The organism is Aeromonas sp. Y293-4 (assembly GCF_027705905.1).
Lineage (GTDB): Bacteria > Pseudomonadota > Gammaproteobacteria > Enterobacterales > Aeromonadaceae > Aeromonas > Aeromonas veronii.
In genome coordinates this window covers 120,711-142,333 of the sequence record NZ_JAPDCI010000009.1, presented here as the reverse complement: position 1 = coordinate 142,333, position 21,623 = coordinate 120,711, and the positions used below count along the sequence as shown (strand labels likewise).

Annotated in this window: 19 protein-coding genes, 1 tRNA gene and 1 pseudogene; 14 read left to right on the top strand and 7 right to left on the bottom strand. The window is 60.2% G+C overall.

The window, feature by feature from the left end; translation table 11 throughout:
- Positions 1 to 47: 47 nt before the first annotated feature.
- The 3 genes from OKC31_RS12250 to yjjG all read left to right on the top strand — a co-directional run bounded on the left by OKC31_RS12250 (position 48) and on the right by yjjG (position 2,490).
- A tRNA-Met gene (locus tag OKC31_RS12250) sits at positions 48 to 124 on the top strand.
- Positions 125 to 295: 171 nt separating this feature from the next.
- Complete coding sequence (locus OKC31_RS12245; RefSeq protein ID WP_270657044.1) at positions 296 to 1,786, top strand: M17 family metallopeptidase; 1,491 nt, start codon at positions 296 to 298, stop codon at positions 1,784 to 1,786.
- Positions 1,787 to 1,809: 23 nt separating this feature from the next.
- Entirely contained in the window at positions 1,810 to 2,490 is a 681-nt protein-coding gene (gene yjjG, locus OKC31_RS12240; protein ID WP_270657030.1) for a pyrimidine 5'-nucleotidase, read from the top strand.
- Positions 2,491 to 2,606: 116 nt separating this feature from the next.
- Here the strand turns inward: yjjG and OKC31_RS12235 are convergent.
- From OKC31_RS12235 to dusC, 3 genes and pseudogenes are all read right to left on the bottom strand, one after another.
- Positions 2,607 to 3,326, bottom strand: a pseudogene (locus OKC31_RS12235) (substrate-binding periplasmic protein).
- 160 nt (positions 3,327 to 3,486) lie between these two features.
- Complete coding sequence (locus tag OKC31_RS12230; protein ID WP_005333451.1) at positions 3,487 to 3,855, bottom strand: TraR/DksA family transcriptional regulator; 369 nt, start codon at positions 3,853 to 3,855, stop codon at positions 3,487 to 3,489.
- Positions 3,856 to 3,952: 97 nt separating this feature from the next.
- The gene (gene dusC / locus OKC31_RS12225) at positions 3,953 to 4,897 is read right to left on the bottom strand and encodes a tRNA dihydrouridine(16) synthase DusC (RefSeq protein ID WP_270657027.1); all 945 of its coding nucleotides are present in this window, start codon (positions 4,895 to 4,897) and stop codon (positions 3,953 to 3,955) included.
- Between the two features lie 123 nt (positions 4,898 to 5,020).
- Here dusC and OKC31_RS12220 point away from each other — a divergent pair, with 123 nt between their 5' ends.
- From OKC31_RS12220 to nfo, 5 genes are all read left to right on the top strand, one after another.
- On the top strand, positions 5,021 to 5,398 hold the full coding sequence (locus OKC31_RS12220) for a YbaN family protein (protein WP_019445809.1): 378 nt from the start codon (positions 5,021 to 5,023) through the stop codon (positions 5,396 to 5,398).
- A gap of 134 nt (positions 5,399 to 5,532) precedes the next feature.
- Complete coding sequence (apt, locus tag OKC31_RS12215; RefSeq protein WP_005352403.1) at positions 5,533 to 6,078, top strand: adenine phosphoribosyltransferase; 546 nt, start codon at positions 5,533 to 5,535, stop codon at positions 6,076 to 6,078.
- A 172-nt stretch (positions 6,079 to 6,250) separates the two neighbouring features.
- Positions 6,251 to 8,857, top strand: coding sequence for a DNA polymerase III subunit gamma/tau (dnaX, locus tag OKC31_RS12210; RefSeq protein ID WP_270657026.1), 2,607 nt, complete (start codon positions 6,251 to 6,253; stop codon positions 8,855 to 8,857).
- A 114-nt stretch (positions 8,858 to 8,971) separates the two neighbouring features.
- Positions 8,972 to 9,301 carry a YbaB/EbfC family nucleoid-associated protein gene (locus OKC31_RS12205; RefSeq protein ID WP_005333445.1) on the top strand — a complete coding sequence of 110 codons (330 nt, stop codon included), beginning with the start codon at positions 8,972 to 8,974 and terminating at the stop codon, positions 9,299 to 9,301.
- A gap of 326 nt (positions 9,302 to 9,627) precedes the next feature.
- On the top strand, positions 9,628 to 10,470 hold the full coding sequence (nfo, locus tag OKC31_RS12200; protein WP_139471831.1) for a deoxyribonuclease IV: 843 nt from the start codon (positions 9,628 to 9,630) through the stop codon (positions 10,468 to 10,470).
- Positions 10,471 to 10,566: 96 nt separating this feature from the next.
- Here nfo and OKC31_RS12195 read toward each other — a convergent pair whose 3' ends face one another.
- A complete protein-coding gene (locus OKC31_RS12195; RefSeq protein ID WP_202005602.1) occupies positions 10,567 to 11,472 on the bottom strand; it encodes a LysR substrate-binding domain-containing protein in 906 nt (301 codons plus the stop codon).
- A 102-nt stretch (positions 11,473 to 11,574) separates the two neighbouring features.
- Between OKC31_RS12195 and OKC31_RS12190 the strand changes: the two genes are divergently transcribed.
- The 4 genes from OKC31_RS12190 (at position 11,575) to OKC31_RS12175 (ending at position 16,017) form a co-directional block, all read left to right on the top strand.
- Positions 11,575 to 12,567, top strand: a complete 993-nt coding sequence (locus OKC31_RS12190) for a TDT family transporter (protein ID WP_247822708.1) — start codon at positions 11,575 to 11,577, stop codon at positions 12,565 to 12,567.
- Positions 12,568 to 12,825: 258 nt separating this feature from the next.
- The gene (gene lpxM / locus OKC31_RS12185) at positions 12,826 to 13,815 is read left to right on the top strand and encodes a lauroyl-Kdo(2)-lipid IV(A) myristoyltransferase (RefSeq protein ID WP_247822709.1); all 990 of its coding nucleotides are present in this window, start codon (positions 12,826 to 12,828) and stop codon (positions 13,813 to 13,815) included.
- 150 nt (positions 13,816 to 13,965) lie between these two features.
- On the top strand, positions 13,966 to 14,961 hold the full coding sequence (locus tag OKC31_RS12180) for an LpxL/LpxP family acyltransferase (RefSeq protein ID WP_162517379.1): 996 nt from the start codon (positions 13,966 to 13,968) through the stop codon (positions 14,959 to 14,961).
- 195 nt (positions 14,962 to 15,156) lie between these two features.
- The gene (locus OKC31_RS12175) at positions 15,157 to 16,017 is read left to right on the top strand and encodes a PA4780 family RIO1-like protein kinase (protein WP_019445814.1); all 861 of its coding nucleotides are present in this window, start codon (positions 15,157 to 15,159) and stop codon (positions 16,015 to 16,017) included.
- Positions 16,018 to 16,077: 60 nt separating this feature from the next.
- On the opposite strand, the gene OKC31_RS12170 is transcribed toward OKC31_RS12175, so the two are convergent.
- The 3 genes from OKC31_RS12170 to OKC31_RS12160 form a co-directional block, all read right to left on the bottom strand.
- Positions 16,078 to 16,602 carry a GNAT family N-acetyltransferase gene (locus OKC31_RS12170; RefSeq protein WP_245096697.1) on the bottom strand — a complete coding sequence of 175 codons (525 nt, stop codon included), beginning with the start codon at positions 16,600 to 16,602 and terminating at the stop codon, positions 16,078 to 16,080.
- Positions 16,599 to 17,837, bottom strand: coding sequence for a GGDEF domain-containing protein (locus OKC31_RS12165; RefSeq protein ID WP_247822710.1), 1,239 nt, complete (start codon positions 17,835 to 17,837; stop codon positions 16,599 to 16,601). The genes OKC31_RS12170 and OKC31_RS12165 overlap by 4 nt, the downstream gene beginning before the upstream one ends.
- Positions 17,838 to 18,100: 263 nt before the next feature.
- Positions 18,101 to 18,595, bottom strand: a complete 495-nt coding sequence (locus OKC31_RS12160) for a prolyl-tRNA synthetase associated domain-containing protein (protein ID WP_216948535.1) — start codon at positions 18,593 to 18,595, stop codon at positions 18,101 to 18,103.
- Positions 18,596 to 18,761: 166 nt separating this feature from the next.
- Between OKC31_RS12160 and OKC31_RS12155 the strand changes: the two genes are divergently transcribed.
- Positions 18,762 to 21,188: a DNA polymerase II gene (locus OKC31_RS12155; protein WP_270657024.1), complete on the top strand. Its 2,427-nt coding sequence runs from the start codon at positions 18,762 to 18,764 to the stop codon at positions 21,186 to 21,188.
- Positions 21,189 to 21,262: 74 nt separating this feature from the next.
- Positions 21,263 to 21,514 (top strand): DinI family protein, encoded by a 252-nt coding sequence (locus tag OKC31_RS12150; RefSeq protein ID WP_005352362.1) that lies wholly within the window; start codon positions 21,263 to 21,265, stop codon positions 21,512 to 21,514.
- The last annotated feature ends 109 nt before the right edge of the window (positions 21,515 to 21,623 follow it).

Here is a 21,623-nt window from a genome sequence, read left to right as displayed (position 1 = left end):
GACAAACGCCACCAAGCTACTGCTCGGCTTGAGGGTGACAATTCGGACGCGGGGTGGAGCAGCTCGGTAGCTCGTCGGGCTCATAACCCGAAGGTCGTCGGTTCAAATCCGGCCCCCGCAACCAACTTTCTGTACGTTCCCTTCCTGCATTGCCAATGATTGAACAATCCTTCTTGATGCTCGTCACCATCTGGTGATTGCTGCTATTTCTGACGCTTTTTCAAGACCAAAACTGGTCGTATCAACCATTTGTTGGGTATCATCAGGTATCTCTTCATGGATGAGGCACGCGCCTGTGATCACTCCCTTCACCTATCTTCCTCCTGCTATTGAAAGCCGGGATGCCACGCTGGCCGAAGCCCTTGCCCAAGGGCTGCCGTTGCAACTGCTGCTGATCGCCGAAGAGCAGAAGGAGTCCTTGCTTTCGCTCCCCGCCCTTGCGGGTCTCCAGACCCAGCTTGCGCTGGGGAAAAAAGCGCCCTTTACCCTGATGCATGGCAATACCCTGTTGCAGGTGATGTTTGTGGCCGGCAGTGTGACGCGGGATCACCGCCTCTATAAACAGATCAGAGGCTGGATTGCTCCTCTTTCTGGGCTCAATGTGGAGCGGCTCGGGCTGCATCTGGAAGGTTTTTCTCCCTCCGAGCGAGTGATGCTGGCCGAAGTGATGTTGTCAGCCCTGCTTGCCGCCAATATTTCGTTGCCCACCAGCAAGCGCCGCAGTGAAAGCAGCTGGAGCTATCAGCAAATCAAGGTTTCACCCGTGGTGGTGCTGGACTTGGCGCGCCTCTACAGCGAAGCGGGGGGCAACGGGCTGGCTCGCCATCTGGCGGTGTTGCCTGCCTCCGAGTTGACGGCCGCCAGCTATCGCGAGTTTGTCAGCAAGCTGGCGCAAGATGAGGGGTGGCAGTGCCATCACTATGATCAGGCACAGCTGGCCGAGCTGGGGGCGGGGGCGTTTCTGGCCGTTGCTCGTGGTTCGGAAGACAATCAGGGAGCCATGGTCAAGCTCAGCTACTACCCGCCCAAGCCGGTGCGCCGCATTGCACTGGTGGGCAAGGGAATTTGTCACGACTCCGGCGGTTACAACCTCAAGGTCTCTGGCAGCATGTATGGCATGCATCTGGACATGGGGGGCAGCGCGGTGGCGCTGGGGGCCCTCTACGCCATCAGCCGAGCTCAGCTACCCTACGAGGTACACTGCTGGCTGGCCATTGCCGAGAACCATATCGGCCCTCACGCCTATCGCCCCGGTGAGGTGGTGACTGCCATCACTGGCACCTCCATCGAGGTGGTCGATACCGATGCCGAAGGGCGAATGGTATTGGCCGACACCCTGGCGATGGCGGTGCAGGATACTCCGGATCTGCTGCTCGATTATGCGACCCTGACTGGGGCCTGCAAACGGGCGCTGGGTAGCCGCTACAGCGGTGTCTTTACCAATCGCAGCGAATGGATGGCATCACTGGTCAATCTGGGTCAGCGCAGCGGTGAGCGGATCTGGCCCTTCCCGCTTGATGACGATTACGACGACAACATCGAGAGCGAGTGGGCCGATTTGTTGCAGTGTGCACCGGGCAGTTCGCCGGATCACATTGATGCGGCCCGTTTCCTCGCCCACTTCGTGCCCGAGCAGACCCCCTGGCTGCACTTCGACCTTAGCGGTTTTCGCAACAAGGGGGGCAATGGGGTGGTCTCCAGCGAAGTGACCGGCTTTGGCGTGCGTCTCACGCTGGATCTGCTGGCCAGCCCGCTTGGCAGAGTTGGTCGCCAAGCCTCTGAATAATCTGAATGATAACAAGGAGTTATGTGAAACAACCAAGCTATGACTGGGTGCTGTTCGATTTGGATGAAACCCTGCTCGATTTTCCGGTCGCCTCTGCGCTGACGCACACCCTGCAGATCTATGGCGTACAGGCTGATGACGCCAGCATGGCGCAGTACCACGCCCTCAACCACGGGCTCTGGCAGCAGTACAACGACGGCGAGATCGATGCAACGGCGTTGCAGCAGACCCGCTTCTCCCTCTTTGCCCAGCAGGTTGCCGCCGATCCCATGGCGATGAACAACACCTTTCTGGAGCAAATCATTGCCCTTAGCATGCCTCTCGAAGGGGTGGTCGAGACCCTGCAGCAGCTGCGCAGCAAGGTGCGGATGGGGATCATCACCAATGGTTTCAGCGTGCCTCAGCGGGGGCGGCTCGGCAAACTGGGCTGGAGCGAGTGGTTCGAGCCGCTGGTGATCTCCGACGAGATCCGGGTGACCAAGCCGGCGCCAGCCATTTTCCAGCACACTCTTTCCTTGATGGGGCAGCCGGATCCTGCGCGGGTGCTGATGGTGGGGGATAATCCGAAAACCGATATTGCCGGGGCGGCGGCGCAGGGGCTGGCAACCTGCTGGTACAACCCGGCGTGGCAAGCGGGCGAGTGCGATGCCACCCACGAAATCCACCACTTCGCCCACCTTGCCGACATTGTACTGGGACGCTGATAGCCAGGCTTAACCATCACGTTATCGGTGACCAAAACGTCCTGGCAAGTTGCAACCAGGGTTGTTTGAGACAGGATTGAGTTTGCTTGAGACAGTAAGGGGAGCTGATGCTCCCCTTACTTATGAGTATTTTCCTGTGAATGCAGGGATCTGAACTGATAGCGATCGAGGATCTGCTGATAGTCGGGACTCTGTTTCAATTGATCGATAGCCTGATTGATCCGCTGCAGTTGCGCCTCAGTAGTGCTCTCTTTGCTCAGCATCAGGTGAACCGGCGTGACTTCGATACGCAGCAGGGTATGCAGCTGATCCTGCGTTTCATCCTTATCCTGCCACCCCTACAGTCCGTGAGGATCCAGAATAAACCCCTGGATCCGACCCCCTTGCAACATCTTCAGCAGCTGATCCAGCCGCAGGCGTATCTGCAAGCGAGGCTGCAGCTCGGGCCTTGCCATCAACTGGCGGAAGGTATTGCCGTAATCAAAGCCCTTGAGCACCCCGATATGGAAGTCGGGGGTGTTGATCAACTGCTCCAGGGTGGTGATCCCGCGCCAGCGTTCGGCATCTTGCCGACGGATAATGATGGCCGTCTCCTCTTCCCGATAGGGGTGGCTGAAGCGGGCATATTGCTGCCGCTCGGCGGTGATATTGGCTGACATGGTCAGCTGAACCGTGCCGAATTTCAGCTCGTGCAGCACGCGAGCCCAGGGCATTTCATTGAATTTGGCCCGATAACCGGCCCGCAGGAAGATGGCGTTGAGCAGCTCCACATCCAGTCCCCGGAGCTGTTGCTGTTCATTGCGATAACTGAAGGGCTGCCAGTCGACCCAGCCCACGACCAATGACTCCTGTGCCGTAGCCTGGCAACACAAACACCATAACAACAAGAGTCTGTACACAACGCATACCCTCGAACAGGCTGATACGGTGAGTATTGGACAGGAACGACGGAGTAACCAGTGCTGAGGGTTGAGCGGATGCACAGATGTGCATCCCTCACAGTTCGTGGGCGTGGAATCCCTTGCGATAACGGGTTTCACAGCGCGGGCAGCGTTGCAGGGTCGGATCCTGTTCCAGCTGTTCGATGGAAAGCGGCTCTTCACAATCGGAGCAGAGGCCATAGAGGCCGAGATCCATCTGGCAGAGTGCCGCGTCGATCCGCTTGAGGCGGGCCACGCTCTGCTCTACCTTCGGCAGATCCAGCCGGCTGGTCAGTTCCACCAGTTGATCCTGCTCGCAGTGACCGACCTGTTCGGCCCACTCGTCACGGCGGCAGGCTTTGAGCTGACCGATCAGCGTTTCTCGTACTTGGGCCCAGTCTGACAGCAGGCGATTACGCCAGACAGTCAACTGTGCTTGCGTCATTTCACACACATTATCCCCCACAGGACAGACGACATATTCGGGGCAGTATAGGGATCCGATAACTCTATCAAGATGATATGCGTCAAGTTAAACGTGGTTAGCCGTGGCTTTTGGCTGCTTGCAGCAGGGCATCGCGGATGGGATCCGTCTCTTTGAGTACCCGGATCTCCTGAAACAGCAGGTCCGCTTCGGGATATTCCCGCTTGAGATAGCTGAACCACTGTTTGATGCGACTGGGGTAGTAGTCGGCTTTTTCGCTGGCCAGATCCTGCTCGGTATAGCTCACCATCAACTGCAGCACCTCGGCCCAGCTCATGTGCGGGCAGCCGGTTTTCATCACGTTGGCCAGATTGGGCAGGGAGATGGCGCCGCGCCCGACCATCAGGGCATCGCAACCCGAGACTCTGGCGCAGGTGAGGGCATCTTTATGATCCCAAATCTCGCCGTTGGCAGTGACGGGGATGGGCAGGGCGCGGCGAATGGCGTCCACATATTCCCAGTGGGCGGGGGCCTTGTACCCTTCGCGCTTGGTGCGGGCATGAACGGCCAGCTCGTTGGCGCCCCCCTGGAGGACCGCCTGAGCGTTCTCCAGATAGAGCTCCTTGTCATCGTAACCGAGACGAATTTTTGCGCTCACCGGCAGATGGGCGGGCACTGCCTCGCGCACCGCCTTGACGATGCGGTAGATGGTTTCGGGCTCTTTGAGCAGCACCGCACCGCCTTTGCTCTTGTTGACCGTAGGGGCGGGACAGCCGAAGTTGAGATCGACGCCGGGGGAGCCCAGCTCGATGGCGCGCACGGCGTTCTCGGCCAGCCACTCGGGGTGTTGCCCCAGCAGTTGTACTCGCACCGGGGTGCCTGCGCGGGTTTTGCCATCTTGTAGCAGTTCAGGGCAGAGGCGGTAGAACACCTTGGCGGGTAGCAGCTGATCGACGACCCGGATAAACTCGCTCACGCAGAGATCGTAATCATTGACGGAGGTGAGAACCTCCCGCATCAGGTGATCCAGTACCCCCTGCATGGGGGCCAAAATAACGCGCATAACGGCTTTCCGACGAGAGTGGCAAGAAAAAAGAGCGCAGATTGTAGTGGGGTTGCGGCCCGCTGTCAGCACCCGCTCAAACTCTGTTAGGCTAGAGGGAGATAAATCACGCAAGGAGAAGGAATGAAGCGTTGGTGTCTGATGGCGCTCGGGTGGCTGGCATTTGCCACCGGTATCGTAGGCATTGTGCTGCCGCTGTTGCCGACTACCCCCTTCATGTTGCTGGCTGCCGCCCTGTTTGCCCGCTCGTCGCCCCGTTTTCATCGCTGGTTGCTGACCCATCCCTGGTTTGGCCCGCCCATCGTGGATTGGCAGCAGTATCGCGGTATTCGTCGTCAGGCCAGACGGCGCGCCATTATCTTCATTTTGCTCACCTTTTCGGTGTCGCTGGCGGTGGTGCCACTGCTGTGGGTCAAGGGGCTGCTGGTTGTCATAATGGTGATCCTGCTCACCTGGTTAATGCGTCTGCCAGTGCTGGAGCCAGTTGCAATGGCGAAGTGAAGTCCCTAAGCTATTTCAGCAATAATGCTATGGAGTCGGCCTGTCATTTTTGCGTGACAGGCTTTTTTATTTCCCGCAGAAGGGAATTGAGAAAAAATGGCCACCCCTGGGTCAAAAAAATAAGCGGTCAACACATGAATCCGGAAACCCTGAAATTTATCGAAGCAAGCATCAAGACCATTCCCGACTATCCGAAGCCGGGCATTCTGTTTCGTGACATTACCAGCCTGATTGAGAACGCCGAGGCCTTCAAGGCCACCATCGATCTACTGGCCAATCATTATCGTGATCAAGGGATCACCAAGATTGTTGGCACCGAAGCTCGCGGCTTCATCTTTGGCGCGCCGGTTGCCTATGCCATGGGGCTGGGCTTCGTGCCGGTCCGCAAGCCGGGCAAGCTGCCGCGCGAAGTGATCGAGGAGTCCTATGCCCTCGAGTACGGCACCGACACCCTGCAACTGCACACCGATGCCATCGTGCCCGGTGACAAGGTGCTGGTCGTGGACGATCTGCTGGCGACCGGTGGTACCGTCGATGCGACCGTCAAGCTGATCCGCCGTGCCGGTGGTGAAGTGGCCGATGCGGCCTTCATCATCTCCCTGCCGTCTCTGGGTGGCGATGCCCGCCTGACTGCCGCTGGCATCAAGGTGGTCTCACTGGTCGAGCTGGCCGGCGAGTAATGCCTCTTCGGCCCGATCCTCTGCATCGGGCCTGCATTGAACCGATGCCCTTGCGGGCATCGGTTTGAAAATCAAGCGATCCCTCCCGCTCTCACCGATAGCCGATACAGCCAGCCCGCCATTTGTGTTAGCATCCGGCCCCAATGCCCTGTCTTCCCTGCATGATGGATTTATGAGCTATCAGGTTCTGGCGCGTAAATGGCGCCCCCATACGTTTGAACAAGTGGTAGGCCAGCAACATGTGCTGACCGCCTTGACCAACGCCCTGGATCAGGGACGGCTGCATCACGCCTATCTGCTGAGCGGTACCCGCGGGGTCGGCAAAACCACCATCGCCCGTATTCTGGCCAAGAGCCTCAACTGCGAGCAGGGGATCAGCAGCCACCCATGCGGTGTCTGCGATACCTGCCGCGAGATCGATCAGGGCAACTTTGTCGACCTGCTGGAGATTGACGCGGCGTCGCGAACCAAGGTGGAAGATACCCGCGAGCTGCTCGACAACGTGCAGTACCGTCCGGCCCGCGGCCGCTTCAAGGTCTACCTCATCGATGAAGTGCACATGTTGTCGCGCCACAGCTTCAACGCGTTGCTGAAAACCCTGGAAGAGCCCCCCCCCTATGTGAAGTTTCTGCTGGCTACCACGGATCCGCAGAAGCTGCCCATTACCATTCTCTCGCGCTGCCTGCAGTTTCATCTGAAGAGTCTGGATCAGACCCAGATCGCCAAGCAGCTCGAATGGGTGCTGGATCAGGAGGGGCAGCCCTTCGAACCGCGCGCCCTGCTGGCCCTGGCCAAAGCCGCCGACGGCAGTATGCGAGATGCCCTGAGCCTGACCGATCAGGCGCTGGCCCACGGTAACGGCAGCGTGCGCCTCGAGAGCGTGCTGGCGATGCTGGGCACGCTCGATCACCGCCATCTGCACCAGCTGCTGGAAGCCATTTTGCGGCAAGATGCCCCCGCGACCATGGCCAAGATCACCGAGATCGCCACCCTGGGCCCCGATTTTGATCAGCTCCACGCCGAGCTGGAAGGCTTGCTCCATCGTATCGCCATGGCGCAGCTGCTGCCTGCCAGCGTGCAGGAGCAGGGGGCGGATGCTGATTCCCTGCTGCAACTGGCCAAGGCGATGAGCCCGGAAGAGGTGCAGCTCTGCTACCAGATCGTGCTGGGTGGCCGTAAAGATCTTCCCTGGGCCCCCGATGGCCGCACCGCGCTGGAGATGACCTGCCTGCGGATGCTCGCCTTCTCCCCAAGGCGCGATGCCCTGCATCCGGCCAGCCTCACTGCGTTGCCCCCGTCAATGACGAGCAGTGCGGCGAGCTGCGCTACTTCGGTTGCCTCTTTGCCGGGAAAGCGCCCGGCCGCTGAATCGGCCGCAGTGGCACCGATCAGCGGCGCCGTGCCTGCACCGCTAGCCAGCCCTGTTGCCAGCACGCCTGTTGCTACCAGTGCAGTGCCCGCGGTTGATGTCTCCCTGCCTGCGATGACGGATGACATCGGCAACCCCGCCGACAGCGAGGAGGATGCGCAAGCCGCCGAGCTGTTTAGTCAGCAGGATGAGTTGCTGCGTGAAGCTGCGGGCATGGGGTATCAACCCGAGCCCGAGTTGCCCCATGCGCAGCCCGATGTGTCTGCGCACTCAGCTGCACAGCCCGCAGATGCTGATGAACAAGCTTCTGCCGCAGCCGATACCGACTATTCCCGTGGCGAGCCGCTGACCGCCCCCTTCGAGCCCGCGCTCGCAGCGACAGCAACGCCTGTTGCCGCTGCTGAACAGGTATCAGCGGTATCGAGCATGCAGAGTCTGCTTGGCAAGCGAAATATGCTGCGCAGCCGCCAGCGAGGTCAGGATGCCCCGGCGGCGCCTGCGCCGCGCGCAGTACCAGTTGCGCCAGCTCGCCCTGTTGCGCTCGCTACTGCACCGGCCGTCGCGCAACAGCCTGTCTCTGTCAGCCAACCGGCCGGGCAGGGGATGGCGGCGATGGGTCACTATGATGATCTGCCGCCAGTGGATCTCTATGGCGATAGTTACGAGCCGCAGGGTGACAACGGGGAATACGAGGAGTACCTCAATCAGGGCTTTGCCGGGCAGACTCAGGTGATGAGCCACGCCCCTGTCACGGCACCGGCCCAGCCAACCGATCTGCCACCCTGGGATCTCGACGGGCAGCCGAGCTATCGACCCGGCGAGCGCAGCGCTGCGGCGCCTGCGGTGACGCCAGCACCTGCGACCCTGCCACCCGTTGCCACCACGGCGGTGGCTGCTGCACCCGTGACGCAGAGCGAACCCCCTCAGCCTGTGATGGAGACCATCGACTGGGATGAGCTCGAGAGCGACAGCGAGCCGCAAGAGGGAGAGGCGACTCGCCTTATCCCCTCCTCGCTGCTCAATGGTTGCGGCGACCCTTGGGCCGAGTTGATTGCCCACACTCAGGTGGGTGGTCGGCTGCGCCAGCTGGCCATCAACTCGGTGATGACGCGGGAAGGGGACAAGGTGCTGCTAACCCTCAAGCCCGAGCAGCGCCATCTGGTGAGCGACAAGGCGCGCGCCGATCTGGCCGAGATCATTGGGCCAGCGCTGGGACAACCGGTGCAGGTCGAGGTAACGCTCGGTGTGGTGCCTGACCAGGAGACCCCCCTCGAGATCGAGCACCGCCTTTATCTCGGGGTGCGCGAGCAGGTGACCCGGGATCTGGAGCAGGATCCCAACGTACAGTTTTTAGTTCAGCGGTTTGGTGCCGTGCTTCATCACGAGAGCATCGAGCCACTCAACCGCTAAATTCCGTGGCCGGGAGCTTGCTTCCGGTTGAAAAGCAGTTTGGCTGTCCCCATCTAGGACAGACAAGCCCACAGCCCGGCGCTGGATGCCGGATTTCAAGACGAGAGACGACATATGTTTGGTAAAGGTGGAATGGGGAACCTGATGAAACAGGCCCAACAGATGCAAGAGCGTATGCAGAAGGCGCAGGAGCAGCTGGCTCAGATGGAAGTGACCGGTGAAGCCGGTGCTGGCATGGTCAAGGTCACCATGACTGGTAGCCACAGCGTCCGTCGCATCGAGATCGACCCCTCCCTGATGGAAGATGACAAGGAGCTGCTGGAAGATCTGGTCGCCGCCGCTTGCAACGATGCCGTGCGTCGTGTGGAAGAGCAGAACAAGGCCAAGATGGGCGAGCTGACCGGTGGCATGCAACTGCCGCCGGGTTTTAAAATGCCCTTCTAAGGCGACTCTCCCCGCGCATTCTTGCTCCCTTGTCGCTAGCTAGCCATTCGGGCCACGGCAAGGGAAACGGCCGAGAGACCCAAAGACGCAGCGTTATTGCTCAGGCGATACGCTGCGTTTTTTATGGGCAGCCATGCTGGCGTGGACGGGCTCTAACTATCCCTTCTGCGGAGCGGTTGCTACAGTGCAGGCCGATTACGCCATGAAACGCAGTGCTTCGATTCGCCAAGGTGGCGCTATTTGTCGATACCCGCTATCGGATATCCCGGTTTGGCGTGGCCGGGCGGGAGCGGCATAATGGCGGCTTGCCGTATTGAGGAGATTGTATGAAATATATTGGAGCCCACGTCAGTGCGGCCGGCGGGGTGGAGAATACTATTGCCCGCGCCCAGGCCATCGGGGCCAACGCGTTTGCCCTCTTTACCAAGAATCAACGTCAGTGGCAGGCTGCCCCCTTGTCGGATGCCACCATCCGTGCCTTCAAGGCGGCTTGTGACAAGGCCGGTTTTCTGCCGGAGCAGATCCTGCCTCACGACAGCTATCTCATCAATCTGGGCCACCCGGATCCCGATGGTCTGGCCAAATCCCGCGATGCGTTTCTCGACGAGATGAAGCGTTGCGAGCAACTGGGGCTCTGTTATCTGAACTTCCACCCCGGTAGCCATCTCAAGCAAATTCCCGAATTGGCCAGCCTCAAGCTGGTGAGCGAGTCCATCAACTGGGCGTTGGAGCGTAGTGAAGGGGTGACGGCGGTAATCGAGAATACCGCCGGGCAGGGGACCAACCTCGGCTGGTCGTTCGAGCACCTAGCCACCATCATCGAGGGGGTGGAGGACAAGAGCCGGGTCGGGATCTGTTTCGATACTTGCCACGCCTTTGCCGCTGGCTACGATCTGCGCACTGCCGAGAGCTGCGCTGCCGTCTTTGCCGAGTTCGACCGCACGGTGGGTTTTCACTATCTCAAGGGGATGCATATCAACGGCGCCAAGTGTACCTTCGGTAGCCGGGTCGATCGCCACCACAGCTTGCGGGAGGGCAATCTGGGGGAGGCTGTATTCCACCACATCATGAATGATGATCGCTTCGATCGCATTCCGCTGATCCTCGAGACCATTGACGAGTCCATCTGGGGCGAGGAGATCAGCTGGTTGCGCAGTCTGGCGCAGTGATACCGAACATGCGAATCAAAGAGAGGGAGCCGTGGCTCCCTCTCTGCTTTTTCCGTCATTGGCGGGCGGGCGTGCCAGCGGCGCTCCGAGCGCGCGTTACTCTGCGCGGCTCACCTCGGCATCCTTCACCTGAGTCCGGCAGAAGTGGATAAAGTGGCGCAGGGAGGTGGAGTGGTACTTCTGCTTGTGCCAGATAAGGGAGAGCTGGCGCGGGAAGCGGCGGGAGAGTGGCAGGGCGATCAGCCGCCCATCTGCCAGGCGATCCGAGGCTGCCAGCCGGGAGATAAAGGAGATGCCAAGCCCCTTCTCCACCGCCAGCATCACCGCCTCCAGGGTGTTGAGTTCAAGCCCTGGTTGCCAGCGGGGCAGCTCGGGCTGGATCTGCTGGATAAACTGCTCGCGGCTGCCCGATTGCGCTTCACGCAATACCCAGGTTTCGCCCCCCAGTCGGGAGAGGGAGAGTTCCTTCTTGTTGGCAAGCGGGTGACCGGGTGGGGCCACCACCAGCATCTCGTCCTGCAGCCAGGGTTCGGCGAGCAGGTCGGGGTGGTGGTTCTCCCCCTCGATCAGTGCCATATCCAGCTCGAAGTTGGCCAGCGCATGGCAGAGCAGGTGAGTGTTGTTGATGGTCACCTTGGGGGGGAGCCCCAACTCCTGTTTGCTGCTGGCGAGCAGGGTGGGGAGCAGGTAGTTGCCGATGGTCTGGCTGGCACCAAGGCGCAGCTGGCCGCTCGGTTCGGCATCGGGGCTGAACAGGTTCTCGATATCCTGCATCCGGGTCAGCAGCTCTTCGGCGGCCGGTTGCAGCAGGCGCCCCTCATTGTTGAGCTGTAATCTGGGGTGAATGCGGTCAAACAACGGGGTGGAGAGCTGGCGCTCCAGCTCCTGCAGCGACTGGGAGACGGCCCCCTTGCTCAGGCAGAGCTCGTTGGCGGCAAGGCCAAGGTTTCCATAACGGGCAATGGTGGCGAACACTTTCAGCTGCTGCAGGGTCAGTTTCATCGTGTTTGGTTTTCCTGAATGATTGATTTAATTCATTTAGATATCGTAAACGATAAGGGACCATTATCCTATCGCCATCGTCATCAATAGAAAGGTGTCATCATGATCGCAAGAACCCGTAAATCACTGGCTGCCGCCCCAACCCCAATGGCGGGTCTGGCGCTGGGCATCGCTAGCCTTGGTTGGTGTTGGGAAAATGCCGGTCACTTCGATGGCCGGATGCAACTGCTGGGCGCTGCCATTGCGGCCGTGCTGCTGGTGATCCTGACCTTCAAGTTTCTGCTTCACCCCCGCCTGCTGTTGCAGGATCTCGCTCACCCTGTGGTGGGCAGTGTGGTTCCGACCTATGCCATGGGCACCATGGTGGTCTCCAAAGCGCTGGGTATGATTGCGCCGCAAGCGGGTGAGGCCCTCTGGCTGTTTGCCGTGGCGGTTCACCTGCTGTTCCTGGCCACCTTTATCTGGCATCGCGCCAAAGAGTTTGAAATCCACCACATGGTGCCGAGCTGGTTCGTGCCGCCAGTGGGGATCATCGTGGCTGACGTCGCCTTCCCGGGTGGTCAGTTTGCCCCGCTGGCCAACGGTCTGCTCTGGTTCGGGATCATCTGCTACGGCCTGATGCTGCCGCTGATGCTCTATCGCCTGATCTTCAGCCATGAAGTGCCGGATGCCGCCAAACCGACCATCGCCATTCTGGCGGCCCCTGCCAGCCTCTCTCTGGCTGGTTACCTGACCGTCAGCCAGGAGCCGTCACTGCTGCTGGTGGCCGTGCTGTTGGGGATTGCCATCCTGATGACCGGTATCATCTATCTGGCCTTCATCAAACTGCTGCGTTTGCCCTTCTCGCCAGGTTATGCCGCCTTCACCTTCCCGCTGGTGATCGGTGCCACCGCTCTGTTCAAAGTGGCCCATCTGGTTGAAGGGTTTGCGCAAGGCAGTCACTACGTCGAGCAGATCAGACTGCTGGCCCACTTCGAGCTGGGGGTGGCTACCGTGATCGTCGGGTATGTGGCACTGCGTTACCTGATGTTTTTTCTGCCGCAGCGTGATACCGAAATGAATAACGGCATGGCCCGCCAGGGCGCTCACCATTAAATCTTGAAGAAGATGTGACATCGGGAAATGGATAAGCAGTGCGCTCCGAGAGCGACGGGATAAACGACCAGTCATACGATGGATGGACAAAGAGCCTCCACCCTGGTTGTGTAACGAGCAAAATGCCCCGCAGTGCGGGGCATTTTTTTATGGTTTTTTGATGTGGCGCCCGTGGCGGGCTATTTGCCATGGATTTAACTGGTATTACCTGTCAGGACGACTACAATGCAGCACCACTTTTTCGCTCGACCCCAATACATGTCGTCCCAAGATCCCGTATTTGACTCCTCTTTTGAAGCCCGTTTTCTGCATCCCCGCTACTGGTTCAGCTGGCTGGCGCTCGGCGTGCTGATGTTGCTCGCCTTTGTGCCGGTGCGATTGCGCGACCGTTTGGCCGAAGCCTTGGCACCGCTGGTGTTTCGTATCTCGAAAAAACAGATCTATATCGCCAGAACCAATCTGGAGATCTGCTTCCCGGACAAGAGCCCGGAAGAGCGGGATGCCATTGCACTGACCTCGATCCGGGTCGGCCTCAAGAGTCTGTTGGGATTTGGCGAGTTCACCATGCGCAGTCAGCGTTATCTGATGAGCCGGATGCAGGTGAGCGGTTGGGAGCATATCGAGGCGGAGCGGGCTGCCGGTCGTCCGGTGATCCTGGTGGTGCCCCATACCTGGCCGGTGGATGCCGCCGGTTACTGCTTCACCCAGCGCGGGGTGCCGATGTGCACCATGATGAAACGGGCGCGCAATCCGGTGTTTGACTGGCACCTCAACCGTGCACGGGCCAAGAACGGTTGCCGCGTCTATGAGCGCAGCGCCGGGATCAAGGCGGTGATCAGGACCATCAAGAGCGGTCGCAGCTTCTTCTATCTGCCGGATCAGGATCATGGCCGCGCGAAGAGCATCTTCGCCCCCTTCTTTGGCTATCCCAAAGCGACCCTGCCTGCCTTGCCCCGTCTGGTGCAGGTCAGTGGCGCCAAGGCGGTGCCGCTGCTCGCCTGCTATGACGAAGAGAACCACTGCTACCGGCTGGAGATTGAGGCACCGTTCGACAACTATCCCACCGAGGATGTGATGGCCGATACCTGTCGCATGAACGACATGGTGCAACAGCAGCTGATGCGCCATCCGGGTCAATACATGTGGTTCCTCAAGATCTTCGATACCCGTGAAGATCAGGAGGGGCTGGATGGCCTCTACGAAGAGGGGATACGCCGGATCCGCAAGGGATTGTCGCCCCACGGCTGACCCAGAATTTGGATTGATTGAAATGGCCCCATGTGGGCCATTTTTTATGATAACTCGTCTGATCAGTGCCTTGCAGGCTGATGGCCAGCCTCCCCAGGGTAGAAAAAAATGTCAGGATAACTACAATAACCGTTTGTTTTTGATGACTTGATGGCCGCCATGTCTGCGTTAGATCCGGTATTTGATACCTCATTTCATAGCCGCCTGCTGCATCCCAAATGGTGGGGCAGCTGGTGTGCGCTGGGCCTGCTCTCCCTGCTGGCATTTACCCCCGCGAGACTGAGGGATCGCTTTGCCGATCTGGTCTCTCCAACCCTGCTGCGTTTTTCGAAAAAGCAGGCCTATATCGCCGATACCAATCTCAAGATCTGCTTTCCCGAGCTGGATGCCGCCGCACGGCAGGCGCTGCTGCTCAAATCGATCCGGGTCGGGCTCAAGACCTTTATGGGCTTTGGCGAGCTCAGCTGGCGCAGCAAGGCGCGGCTGACCCGCCGCATCAAGGTCACCGGCTGGGAGCATGTGCAAGCGGAGCAAGCCGCGGGCCGCCCGGTGATCCTGGTGGTGCCTCACACTTGGGCGGTTGACATGATTGGTCGCTACTTCTCCATGATGGGCATCGAGATGTGCACCATGATGAAGAGCCCGAAAGATCAGGTGTTCGACTGGTACATCAACCGCGAGCGGGCCAAAGCAGGCAAGGTCTATGAGCGCAGCGCCGGCATCAAACCGGCGATCAAGTCGATCCGCGCTGGTGCCAGTTTTTTCTACCTGCCGGATCAGGATCACGGCCGCGAGGCGAGCGTGTTTGTTCCCTTCTTTGGCCGCCCCAAGGCAACCCTGCCAGCCTTGCCCAAGCTGGTGAAGCTGACCGGTGCCAGGGCCGTGCCCATCTTCGCCAGCTATGACGAGGATGAGGGGTGCTATCTGCTGGAGATTGAGCCGCCGTTTGACCCTTATCCCACTGCCGATCTGCTGGCAGACGTCAACGCCATGAACCGGGTGGTGGAGATGCAGGTGGCGCGCCATCCCGAGCAGTACATGTGGTTTCTCAAGATCTTCGAAACCCTGGAGCATCAGGAGGGGGATGACGGCCTCTATGAAGCGGGGATCCAGCGCATTCGTCAGGGCTTGCCGCCCGAACCTTGAAAATTGGCCCGCTTGCGGGCCATTTTTGTTGGCATAGGCGCCTTTCGTATTTGGTCTGCTGCTGGTGGTTTTTAAGGCGAACGGGTGGACAAAAACAGCGCAAACAGGGGATAACAGGGTGTCTTATGAAAGGGAGAAGCAGGTGAGCGTGCGCGGAGCTATCTTCGAGAGCGGAAATAGGGTAAAAGGGCGGCCATGAAAATTCCAAATCGAATCCAACCTCTGGTTGATGACGGCCTGGTCGATGAGGTCGTCAGCCGGTTGATGAGCGGCAAAGAGGCCGACGTCTATGTGGTGCGCTGCGGCGACGAGATCCGCTGCGCCAAAGTCTATAAAGAGGCGTCCAAGCGCAGCTTCAAGCAGGCCGTGGTCTATCAGGAGGGGCGCAAGGTGCGCAACAGCCGCAGCGCTCGCGCCATGGAAAAAGGCTCCAAGTACGGCCGCAAACAGCATGAAGAGGTGTGGCAGAACACCGAGGTCGACGCCCTGTTCAAGCTGGCGGCGGCCGGTGTGCGGGTGCCGCAGCCCTATGTCTGCCTCGATGGTGTCCTCTTGATGGAACTTATCACCGATGAGGATGGCAATGTCGCGCCGCGCCTCAACGATGTGGCGCTTACCCCCGAGCAGGCAGTCATCGATCACCACAAGGTGATCCGCTATGTGGTGCGGATGCTCTGCGCCGGTCTTATTCACGGCGATCTCTCGGAGTTCAACGTGCTGGTGGATGAGCAGGGCCCCGTGATCATCGATCTGCCGCAGGTGGTCGATGCCGCCGCCAACAACCAGGCCAAGGCAATGCTGGAGCGGGACGTCAACAATATGCGCAACTACTACGGCATGTATGCCCCCGAGCTGCTCAAGACCCGTTATGCCCAGGAGATGTGGGCGCTGTTTGAAGATGGCAAACTCACCCCCGATAGCGAGCTGACCGGTCACTTTGAAGAGAGCCGCGCCGCCATCGATCTCGATTCGGTGCTGCAGGAGATTGAGAGCGCCGAGGAGGAGGCCTATGCCCGTCAGGCCCGGATGAAGGCGGAGCAGGAAGACAGCTACTAACGGTCTTGCCACGTTCGCAAAAAGAGCGCCTTCGGGGCGCTCTTTTTATTACTGCTGCGGCTATGGTCGGCTGGGGCAGGGGGCTAGCTGATACATCTCCAGCCAGTTGCGATCCCCCGGATGGAAGCGCCGCCCCAGCAACACGCCCCCGGCAGCCGTAATGACCTTGCGGGAAGCCAGATTGTCTAGGTCACAGCAGATCAGCACCGGCGCCACCAGTACCTGTTGTTGCACCCAGCGCAGCAGCACGGTCGCGGCTCCTTCGCCACGGCGAGAGGGGCGGGTTTCGTAACCGATATGACCGAGCCATTGGCGGGTTGCCTCATTGTCACCGTGACGCAGGCGCAGGGTGGCGATGATCTCCTCGCCATCGAGGGCAAAATAGGTGGTGGTCGGCAGGTATCCACTGGGCAAGTTGCGTCCTTTGGCGTGATCCAGCAGGCTCTGTAGCCAGCCGTCCGGGTCAAATTGCGCCACCTGATAGAGCGGCTGTCCGTCCTCGGCGCATTCGGTGACATAGCGCCGGTAAGCCGGGGCATCTGCCAGCCTGGCCGGTCGGCACTGCAGAGCGAGCACTGCGCTCATGACAGGAGCGCGCAGGGCGGCAGCGGCTGCGGCTCGTTGTGGTGGAGCTCCTGCACGCAGGCCCGTTGCCTCCCAGCCTGTTTGGCGGCGTAAAGGGCCTGATCCGCGCGCAGGTAGGCCGCTTCAAACCCCTCGTCAGTGTGCAGCGAGGTGAGGCCGATGCTGAGGCTGATGGGGCCACCGGCCAGCGCCCGGGTCGCCTCGGCGATCTGCTGTTGCAGGCTGTGACAGTAGTCGGGCAGGGTCTGCGGGTCCGCCATCAACAGCAGGGCCAGCTCATCGCCGCCAAGCCGACCGGCCATGCCCTCAGCAGGCAGGGTATTGGCGATCACCCGACCCACGGCCCGCAGCATGGCATCACCGGCGGGGTGGCCGTGGCGGTCATTGATCTGCTTGAAGTTGTCCAGATCGATCAGCAGCAGCTGGCCGGGGCTTGTCACCTCGCGGGCGCGCAGGGTCACCTGGCGTTCGAAATAGTGGCGGCTGAACAGGCCGGTCAGCTCATCCTGATTGGCGCGCCGCTCCAGCTTGCGCTGGGTGGCCAGCAGGGCTTGCTGTTGGCGGGTGTGGACCAGGCTCAGCAGCAGATAACTGCGGGCGATAGTAAAGAGCAGGCTGAGCAGGATCACAGGCCCGAGCAGCGGGTCGGTGAAGGAGTTGGCCGCCAGCTCCGGCTGCCAGAGGTGTTTGGCGATCCGCAGTAGTTGCAACAGCAGTTGCAGGCCGAGCAGCAGAATGGCAAAGCGCAGCACCCGATAGACGGGGGCCAGCCGCTGGTAGCGCCAGAGCTGCCAGATAAGCAGCGCAATCTGCAGCGAGAGCACGCCGGAGAGCACGATGATCCGGCTATGCACATCAAAGAGGGGTTGCTGCAGGGCGGTCAGGGCAAACAGGACGAAACCGCCGAGGGTAACGGCGGGTAGCAGCCAGCCCAGTTGATCGGCTTCACGGCGAAAGAAGTGGCGCATCCCCCGTTCATAGAGCAGGGTGGTCGACATCAACAGCAGGTTGGTGCAGAGAATATTGGCAAGGGATGCATTTCCCTCGAGGGGGCGCAGCAGCAGGCAGCAAAAAGCCCCCGCGATAACCAGTTCCCCCGCTGACCAGTAGATCAATGCCCTGATCTGGCGATGGGTGTGCCACATGGCGGCGAAAATGGTGGCGACCCCCACATGTGACAGCGTGACGAACAGCACCAGACTCAACAACTGGGCCGAGGAAAACAGACTTGGCATCAAGGAGCTCTCTGGGAAGTCACCTGTGAACGAACAGGCGATGGGGTATCGCCCGCTGGCAGTGGCCGATCACAACATGAATCCAACCTATTATCAATGGGTTAAATGGCCGAATGTGCTCACCTCCGACTTCTTGCACGATGGCAACTGCTGACTCGATTTATCAGAGCGCAAGAGGGCATTTTATTGTCTTGTCAGTCAATTTCGCTGCGTGAAAGGTGGTTGTGTTGGCGGCAGGGTGAACCCAACCGCCAGACGTTGTGCTAATCGCAGGTTGCAGCAGGCAAGCGCATTACGATGGCCTCCCTGTCCAGATGGGTCAGCAGACGGCGCACGTCGTCGAGGCGGATGATCAGAGTAGCGGTGTTGACCAGCGGATGGCACTGCACCTGTTCGGCCTGCCAGATGGCCTCGTCCACCACCAGCTCTACCGCTTTTTCCCTGTCGCGCACCATGGCGAGCAGGGTCACCGAGCCTGGGGTAAGGCCGAGCACCGCATCGAGCCGCTCGGGGGAGCCAAAGCTCAGCCGCTTGACGCCGAGCATGGCTGCCAGCGCCTTGAGATCGACCCGGCGCTCCTCCGGACTCACCACCAGAAACAGCCGCTCGCTTTTCGGATCGCGCAAAAAGAGGTTCTTGGTCTTGGCGGCGGGCAGGTCGGGCAGCAGCCTGCTCGCTTCCTCACAGGTAAACACCGGGGGATGGTCAAAGCGCTGGTAGGGGATAGCCAGCTGATCCAACAGGGAATAGATTGCCACAAAGACTCCTTTCGTCGGCGAAGAGTGGTAAGAACGGGATGGGCGGGAATAACGACCGGATCGAGCTTACCAGTTTGACTCTCGCCTCGCAGCCAGCGTGACGATTGCGAGCAGGCACTGTATGAACGTACAATAGTCCCATTCTCGGACAGCCCCTTTACGCTTCATGACTGCAACCCAGCCCACCGTACCCGCCACTCCGCCCCTCGACGGTTTTATCCTGACCCGCCACGGTCGGGACGTGCGCGGTCGCAACGGGCAGCCTGCAACCACCGAAATCGTGATGTGGCTCTGGAGCGCGCAGGGGCCGGTGCGGGTGGTGGTGCCGGGGCAGGAGCCGGTGTTCTTTTTGCCACAGAGCCACATGGTAGAAGCCGCCGAGCTGTTCAAAGGGGCCGGGGTGAGCGGGCGGTTTCGCCGCCTGCCGATGCACACCTTCGACGGTCGCCCTGTGGTGGGCTGCTATTTCACCACCCTGAGCGCCTTTCACCGCGCTATCGAGCTGCTGCTTATTCGCGGACTGGAGCACTTCGAGGCGGATATCCGGCTGCCGGAGCGCTTCCTGATGGAGCGTTTCATCACAGCTGGCGTGCGCTTCGATGGCCGGGCTGTAAAAAAGGGGGGCAAGCAGGGCTACTGGGAGGTCAACGAGGCGCGCTGCGCGCCGCAGGCGGTGACACCGACCCTCTCCTGGGTGTCGCTCGACGTGGAGTGCGCCATGGACGGGGCCCTCTTCTCGGTCGGTCTTTACAGCGAACAGGATGCGCGGGTCATCATGATCGGCACCCCGGAAGCGGATGCCGACAGCTGGGGCACCCAGGTCCAGTGGGTGGCGGATGAAAGCGCCCTGCTTGGCGCGCTGGAGACCTGGTTCAGCCTGCACGACCCCGATCTGGTGATTGGCTGGAACGTGGTCAATTTTGACTTTCGTCTGCTGCTGCGCCGCGCCGAGCTTAACAAGCGGCGGCTGCGGCTCGGGCGGGGGCGCGAACTCTGCTTCTGGCGCTCGTCACGGGGCGATCCCCAAACCGGCAACGTCATCATTCCCGGGCGCATGGTGCTCGACGGCATCGATACCCTCAAAAGCGCCACCTGGCAGTTTGCCAGCTACAGCCTGGATGCGGTGGCGAGCGAACTACTCGGCCGTGGCAAGGATATCGAGGACGTGGCCAATCGGGGGGAGAAGATCACCGAGCTGTTCCACTCCGACAAGGAGGCGCTGGCCCGCTATAACCTGGAAGATTGCAAACTGGTGTGGGAGATCTTCGACTACTGCCACCTTATCCCCTTTGCCATCGAGCGCGCCTCCCTCACCGGTCTTGAGCTGGACAGGGTAGGGGGCTCGGTGGCGGCCTTTACCAACCTCTATCTGCCGCGGCTCCATCGTGGCGGCTACGTGGCCCCCAATTTGCCAGCCGACGGGGGGCTGGCGAGCCCCGGTGGCTATGTGATGGACTCCAAACCCGGTCTCTATCGCCATGTGCTGGTGCTCGATTTCAAGAGCCTCTATCCCAGCATCATCCGCACCTTTTGCATCGACCCCATGGGACTTATCGAGGGGCTGCAGCATCCCGAGCACGCTATTCCGGGCTTTCGCGGCGCCATGTTCTCCCGCGAGCGACACTTCTTGCCGGATCTCATCGCTACCTTGTGGGCGGCACGGGACAGAGCCAAGGCTGCCAGCAACAAGGCACTCTCCCAGGCCATCAAGATCATCATGAACTCCTTCTACGGCGTGCTGGGGTCGGGGGGCTGCCGTTTCTATGATCCGCGCCTTGCCTCATCTATCACCCTGCGTGGCCACAGCATCATGCAGCAGACCCGCGAGTGGATTGAGGCGAAGGGGTTCGAGGTGATCTATGGCGATACTGACTCCACCTTTGTCCATCTGGGGCGCGAGACCAGCCCCGATGAGGCGGACGAGATTGGCCAGCGACTGGCGCAAATGATCAACGACAACTGGGCTGCACTGATCAGGCGCGAGTTCGATCTGCCGAGCTATCTGGAGATCCAGTACGAGACCCACTACCGCCGTTTTCTGATGCCCACCATCCGCGGGCTGGAGAAGGGCAGCAAGAAGCGCTATGCGGGGCTGGTTGGCAAGGCCAGTGAGGGGAGTGAACAGCTGGTATTCAAGGGGCTCGAATCGGTGCGCACCGACTGGACCATGCTGGCCAAGCAGTTTCAGACCCGCCTCTATGAGCTGGTGTTTCACGATGAAGATCCCAGCGGCTATGTGCGCACCATGGTGGATGAGACCCGCGCCGGTCGTCACGACGATCTGCTTATCTACCGCAAACGGCTGCGCCAGAAGCTCGAAGAGTATCAGAAGAATGTGCCGCCCCATGTGCGGGCGGCGCGGCTGGCCGATGAGGAGAACCTGCGCCGCGGACTGCCCCAGCGCTATCAGCATCGGGGCGCCATCGCCTATCTGATGACCCTCAATGGCCCCGAACCGCTGGAGTACCGGCGCAGCGCCATCGATTACGAGCACTATATCGACAAGCAGTTGCGGCCCATTGCCGATGCCATCCTGCCCTTTATTGGTGAGTCGTTCGACCGGATCTGTGGTCAGCAGCTGGATCTTTTCTGATTGGTGCAAGTTGGCACTTTACTTCCCATGAATACTGGATAAAAATACAGTTATAAATCATGGAGAAGTTTCCTATGCGTCTTGAAATCATCATCGACAGAAAACATCAGATCCCGACCTCGACCATGGAGGCGCTGCGTCAGGAGCTGCTCAAGCAGCTTGGCGAAAAATTCCCCGACATCCATGTGCGGGTCGCACCGGGCAGTGCCATGGCCCTGACCGTTAGCCGAGCCAGCAAGGAAGACAAAGAGCTGGCCGAAGCCATGGTGCAGGAGGTGTGGGAGAACGCCGACAGCTGGATGCCGGAAGAGAACGTCGCCTCCTGATCCCGCACTGTCAGTGGATAACACGGGCGTTGGATACATGGGCGGCGGATAAACGTGCATGCCCGCTACTGATCCGCCGCTCCCCGGACAACAAAAAACGCAGCCAGGT